We start from the raw sequence: 4,552 nt of genomic DNA, 5'->3' as shown, positions 1-4,552 counted from the left end.
CGCCTGACGCGCGCGCGAACTGCGCCCGCTGTTTGCAAGCCGCAAGACCTGCACGACCAGCGGCGGCACGCTTTTAAGCGCCTGTTCGAGATGAAGATGACTGGCATCCTCCATAATCAACTGAAGGACTTTCGACACGCCCGCGAACGATGCGACTTCCCGTTTCGAGCTGAGTAACTGAGGCTTGGCGAAGTGATAGCCCTGAAACAGATCGACGCCCGCCTGCATCGCGCGCGCATGATCCGCGCGCTCTTCCACTTTTTCCGCGAGCACGAGCTTGCCCGCGCGGCGGCATCGGCGGACCGTTTCCTGAGCCGCTTTCGGATCGATATAAGGCCAGTCGAGTTTGACGATATCGACATGCTGGAGAAAGCGCTCGATTTCAGGCGTGATGGCGTTCACATCGTCCAGCGCGATACGAAATCCCGCCTGGCGCAAACGATCGCACTGCGCACCGAGGTCAGGCGTCAGGGCTTCGTCTTCGAGAATTTCGAGCGTAAAGCGCGATGCGGGCAGCAATTCAAGCACATCGGAAAAAATCAGTTCGGCGGGCGTGTTGAGATAACCATCCGTGCCGTCGAGCACTTGTTCCAAACCGAATGCGCCGAGCACGCGCTCGACCACGGCTGCGCTGCATCGAAAGCCATCGCTGATATTCGCGCGTTGCGACTGCGCATCGCGAAACAGCAATTCCTGCGCGACCACCGATCCGCGTCGATTGACGATAGGCTGCCGGGCAACAAAGATGCTCATAGAACCGACCTTTTCTCCACGCTGACAGATAAGCACATAGCTACCGTCGTCTAACGACATCGCCAAAAAAATCTTGAGGTCAAGGGCGGATGTTTATTCGGTGCGCGAACAAAGTGGCTTTCTTTAGCGAAAAAAGAACGGTCGCTCGCAAATTGCGTTAGGAATTCTTTAGCAAGCAGCGTAGGTGTAATCTGCCGTCGTAAGCACATTTGTTACTCCGGAGATGCGATGAACTCATCAACCTGCCGTCTCGTGCAAGCCGGTGAAAAATTCGAAGGAAAGCAAGGTCTCACCTATGCCGTTGGCATTTCGGCGGAAAGCGTGGGCGCGAAGCATGTGCATCTCCAGCTTGCGACCATTCCGCCGGGCGCGCGTGCCAAGGCGCATCTGCACATGGAACACGAAACGGCCATCTATCAGTTGAGTGGTGTGTCGGGATGCTGGTATGGCGAGCAAATGGAGCATCACGTCATTGTGAATGCAGGCGATTTTTTCTATATTCCCGCCGGCGTGCCGCATATTCCGTATAACGTGAGCGCGGACGAAGCGTGCGTCGCGGTCATTGCACGGACTGATCCGAATGAACAGGAAAGCGTGACCATGCGGCCCGATCTCGATGCTTTGCCCGACTGGGCGAATGCGGCGGCCAAATCGAAATAATTTAATTAGGACTTCGGTTTAATCGTTACCGCCGAACATGCTGCGGCCATGAACGCGCATATTGCCGATGCGAGCGCGACCGCGCGGAACGCTACCGCAACCGCGTGTTGTTCGCCCTGCGCGATAGCGCGATCGTGCGACCATACGAACACGATGCCGAGCACCGCGACCGCCAGCAGACCGGCCACGCGCGCCACCGCATTATTGATGCCGGACGCCACGCCGATGCGATCGGCATTCACTGCTGCCATCACTGTCGATGTCAGCGGCGAAACCGTGATCGTCATGCCCAGGCCGGTCACGAACAATGGCGGAAAAATCGCCAGCCAGTAGCGCGTCGAAACAACCGTCAGCACGAACATCATGAATCCAAGACCTGCCACACACGGTCCCACGATCAACATAAGACGCGCCCCGTAACGCGCCGTGAGCACGCCCGTGTAACGCGAGAGCACGCCAATCACCAGCGGCAACGGTAATAAGGACGCGCCCGCTTGCGTCGCGCTATAGCCGTATGCGCGAATCAGCGTGAATGGAAGAAAGAATAGTGCGCCGGAAAGCGCGAAATACAGCAATAGCGTAACGAGATTGATACCGGTGAACTCGCGCGAGTGGAACACGTCGAGCGGCATCATCGGATGAGGACTGCGCGCTTCTATTCTGATGAAGACCGCCATCAGCACGATGCCAACGCCCGCACAGCCCAACACGATCTCACTCGCGAATCCGCGACTTGATGCTTCCGTCAAGCCATACGTCAGCGCGCCGAGGCCGCACGTCACGCTTAAAGCACCTTGCCAGTCAAGGCCATTCGATAAGGTCGATACGCGGCTGTCCGGCACCGACATGCGCGCCAGCACGATCGTGGTGATTGCAAGCGGAAGGTTGAGGAAGAAGATCGCGCGCCAATCGAATGAATCGACCAGCCAGCCTCCGAATGCGGGGCCGATCGCCGCCATGATCGCGCCCGAACCCGCCCACGTGCCGATGGCTTTCGCGCGCTCCTCACCTTCGAACACGGAGCCGATGATCGCAAGGCTTCCCGGCACCAGCAAAGCCGCGCCCACGCCTTGTAAAGCGCGTGCTGCTATCAGCCAGCCCAGACTCGGCGCAAGCCCGCATCCGGCCGATGCGACCATAAACACCGCTGTTCCCGCGATAAATACGCCGCGCCGCCCGAGTCTGTCGCCCAAAGCGCCGCCGACCAATACGAGCGAGCCGAGTAGCAACAAGTACGCATCGACGACCCATTGCATGCCCATCACGCCTGCGTGAAGTTCGGACTGGATCGAAGGCAAGGCGACATTGACCACGGTGCTATCGATCAGCGCCATGCTCGACGCAAGGATCGTTGCGATCAGCGCCAGGCGTTTGTGCGCGCATGCGCTGCTCAGAGCAGGCGATTGAGAAAGCGCGACCAGGTTGTCACACGGCGTGGCCTGTGCGGCAACGGTGCTTTCGTGCGAATGCGGCATGTCTTGTTGCATGGAGTCATTCCTCCCGGTCGCGTGTAGTATGAAGCAGCGGCGGGATTCGCGCTTTATTGGCCAAACGCGGAAGGATTTATTCAGCACACTTTAGGATCGCTTTTATAATTTACATCTCGCACAACGGTTCCAAAGTTTCGCAATGGACAAGACAGATTCCCCTTCCGCCACGAACGATCTCGTCATCGGTGAAGACGGTCTCGCGCGCCCTGCATGGGCCGCTACGGGCATGCTGCGCACCTACTACGATACCGAGTGGGGCGTTCCCGTTCGTGATGAGCGTGGCATGTTCGAGCGTATCTCGCTGGAAGTGTTTCAGTCGGGGCTTTCATGGTCCACCATTCTGACCAAACGTGAAGCCTTCCGCACCGCATTCGATCATTTCGATCCCGACCGCGTCGCGCAATACGGCGAGAAAGATATCGAGCGTCTGATGTCGAACAGCCAGATCATCCGCAACGCATCGAAAATATCCGCGACGATCAACAACGCCCAAGCCACGCTTGCGATGCGTGAGCAAGGCGGTCTCGCGGACTTTGTCTGGTCCTTTAAGCCACAGATCACGCCCGAGCCGCGCCGTTTCAGCGATATTCCCACTTCGTCCGAAGCCTCCGCCGCGCTCGCCGCAGCGCTGAGAAGGCATGGCTTCAAGTTCGTCGGACCGACCAATATGTTCGCGTTGATGGAAGCGATCGGTATTGTCGATACGCATCTCATCGGCAGTCATCGTCGCGGCAGTTCGGGCGTGTGGGTCGCCGCCGATTAGGGCGTCATTAAGCAGGCGCGCACCGTTTGCGCGCTTTTTTTCCCGGCGTGACAGAATGCGGAAGGCTTGCCGTGCAGCCTGATTGCAGCACGTCCTGTCAATTCAAATGACCGTCAACGAATGGAGATGAAAATGGGAAAGAAACTTGCGAGTCTGCTGATACTGGCCGCGCTGTCGGCCGGATCGACGGCGACCTTCGCGCAGACGGCCGATGCCTCTGCGCCCACCACCGCCTCGAAAAAAGCGACGCCTGCTGATCGCGCGTTGGGTAAATCGGTGCGTCGCGCATTGTCCAAGACGCAGGGCTTCGATGTCTCCGGCGTGTTTGTTCGCGCGCGCGGGGGCGTTGTGACGCTCAGCGGATCGGTCAAAAGCGGCGATCAGATTGCGCAGGCAGCGGATGTTGCCAAGTCGGTGCAGGGCGTGACATCGGTGAACAACAAACTCACGCTGTTTCATGGCGGCAACGGCTGATCGTTGGTGCAAGGCTGCGTGGCGGATGACGGACCGCAGCTTCCTGTGCCGCATCGCGGGGTGCATCGAAACGGGCCGTCATTCGGTGAGCGATCCGGCAATGGGACTGGCCGATATGTTCTGAGCACGCGTGGGAGACGATCGCCTTCGCTGCGCTTTCTGTTGGCATTCGGACAACTGAAAGCACGCCACATGGCGGTGGTTTCCCCACTCGCTCGATCGACCGTCCCACGTAAACAGGCTCGGATGCAATGGCACGACACGTGCATAGACTGAGTCAAGCGACCGGCCGCTTGACCTAGTCCTACTCTCTTCCTTCCAAGGAGCGCATCATGAGCACGTTATCGATCCGAGATCTTCCGGCGTCCATCGAACTGGACCGCATGGCGATGGCAGATATTCACGGCGGCCG

At 58.7% G+C, this 4,552-nt stretch carries 5 protein-coding genes; 3 read left to right on the top strand and 2 right to left on the bottom strand.

The annotated features are described in order from the left end of the window. A partial coding sequence (locus P7F28_RS15475; RefSeq protein ID WP_277185401.1) for an EAL domain-containing protein occupies positions 1-753 on the bottom strand: 753 nt, incomplete at its 3' end. Positions 754-981: 228 nt separating this feature from the next. On the opposite strand from P7F28_RS15475, the gene P7F28_RS15470 reads away from it, so the two are divergent. Further along, complete coding sequence (locus P7F28_RS15470; RefSeq protein WP_277185400.1) at positions 982-1,413, top strand: cupin domain-containing protein; 432 nt, start codon at positions 982-984, stop codon at positions 1,411-1,413. A 5-nt stretch (positions 1,414-1,418) separates the two neighbouring features. Here P7F28_RS15470 and P7F28_RS15465 read toward each other — a convergent pair whose 3' ends face one another. After that, positions 1,419-2,900, bottom strand: coding sequence for an MFS transporter (locus P7F28_RS15465; protein WP_277185399.1), 1,482 nt, complete (start codon positions 2,898-2,900; stop codon positions 1,419-1,421). 142 nt (positions 2,901-3,042) lie between these two features. Between P7F28_RS15465 and P7F28_RS15460 the strand changes: the two genes are divergently transcribed. Both P7F28_RS15460 and P7F28_RS15455 read left to right on the top strand, forming a co-directional pair. Continuing rightward, the gene (locus P7F28_RS15460) at positions 3,043-3,666 is read left to right on the top strand and encodes a DNA-3-methyladenine glycosylase I (RefSeq protein ID WP_277185398.1); all 624 of its coding nucleotides are present in this window, start codon (positions 3,043-3,045) and stop codon (positions 3,664-3,666) included. A 132-nt stretch (positions 3,667-3,798) separates the two neighbouring features. Further along, a complete protein-coding gene (locus tag P7F28_RS15455) occupies positions 3,799-4,140 on the top strand; it encodes a BON domain-containing protein (RefSeq protein ID WP_370467329.1) in 342 nt (113 codons plus the stop codon). Positions 4,141-4,552: the final 412 nt, after the last annotated feature.

Source organism: Caballeronia sp. BR00000012568055 (assembly GCF_029439455.1).
GTDB lineage: Bacteria > Pseudomonadota > Gammaproteobacteria > Burkholderiales > Burkholderiaceae > Caballeronia.
This window is presented reverse-complemented; position numbering and strand designations above follow the sequence as displayed.

Bases quoted from the DNA above. Each gene is read 5' to 3' on its own strand.
- P7F28_RS15470 (WP_277185400.1), top strand. From the start codon at position 982: ATGAACTCATCAACCTGCCGTCTCGTGCAAGCCGGTGAAAAATTCGAA.
- P7F28_RS15465 (WP_277185399.1), bottom strand. From the start codon at position 2,900: ATGCAACAAGACATGCCGCATTCGCACGAAAGCACCGTTGCCGCACAG.
- P7F28_RS15460 (WP_277185398.1), top strand. From the start codon at position 3,043: ATGGACAAGACAGATTCCCCTTCCGCCACGAACGATCTCGTCATCGGT.
- P7F28_RS15455 (WP_370467329.1), top strand. From the start codon at position 3,799: ATGGGAAAGAAACTTGCGAGTCTGCTGATACTGGCCGCGCTGTCGGCC.